This is a genomic window from Campylobacter bilis (genome assembly GCF_016806695.1).
Lineage (GTDB): Bacteria > Campylobacterota > Campylobacteria > Campylobacterales > Campylobacteraceae > Campylobacter_D > Campylobacter_D bilis.
In genome coordinates, this window is the sequence record NZ_WUED01000033.1 from 1 (window position 1) to 1010 (window position 1010).

Below are 1010 nucleotides of genomic sequence, written 5' to 3' on the forward strand. Positions count from 1 at the left end.
TTAACTCCTTCTTCGACTTCATCAACCATAAAACCCAAAATGTCTCTACTATAGAAATCAAAAGCAAAGATGAATTTGGTCAAATCTCAAGTGCTATTAATGAGAATATCTTACAAACTAAAAAAGGTTTAGAACAAGACAATCAAGCTGTTAAAGAATCTGTACAAACAGTATCTATAGTAGAAGGGGGTAATTTAACAGCAAGAATTACAGCCAATCCAAGAAATCCTCAACTCATAGAACTTAAAAATGTTCTTAATAAATTGCTTGATGTTTTACAAGCTAGAGTGGGATCTGATATGAATATTATCCATAAAATTTTTGAAGAATATAAATCCTTGGATTTTAGAAATAAAATCGATAATGCTTCAGGAAGTGTAGAATTAACAACCAATGCCTTAGGTGATGAAATAGTAAAAATGTTAAAACAAAGCTCAGACTTTGCTAATGCTTTAGCCAATGAAAGTGGTAAGCTTCAAACCGCAGTACAAAGCCTTACAAGTTCTTCTAATTCCCAAGCTCAATCCTTAGAAGAAACAGCAGCAGCTTTAGAAGAAATCACTTCATCCATGCAAAATGTTTCTATTAAAACTAGTGATGTTATCACTCAATCAGAAGAGATTAAAAATGTCACAGGTATTATTGGAGATATTGCAGATCAAATCAATCTTTTAGCTTTAAATGCAGCGATTGAAGCAGCACGTGCAGGAGAACATGGTAGAGGATTTGCTGTTGTGGCTGATGAAGTAAGAAAACTAGCAGAAAGAACTCAAAAGTCTTTATCAGAAATTGAAGCTAATACAAATTTATTAGTTCAATCTATCAATGATATGGCAGAATCTATTAAAGAACAAACTGCAGGTATTACTCAAATCAATGAAAGCGTAGCCCAAATTGATCAAACTACTAAAGACAATGTAGAGATTGCAAATGAATCTGCTATTATTTCTAATACTGTAAGTGATATTGCTAATAATATCTTAGAAGATGTGAAGAAGAAGAGGTTTTAA

Annotated in this window: 1 protein-coding gene; it reads left to right on the forward strand. The window is 32.1% G+C overall.

Annotation, left to right across the window (positions count from 1 at the left end; genetic code table 11):
- Positions 1-1010: methyl-accepting chemotaxis protein (locus tag GRQ01_RS07530; RefSeq protein WP_227656247.1), on the forward strand; the 1010-nt coding region annotated here is incomplete at its 5' end.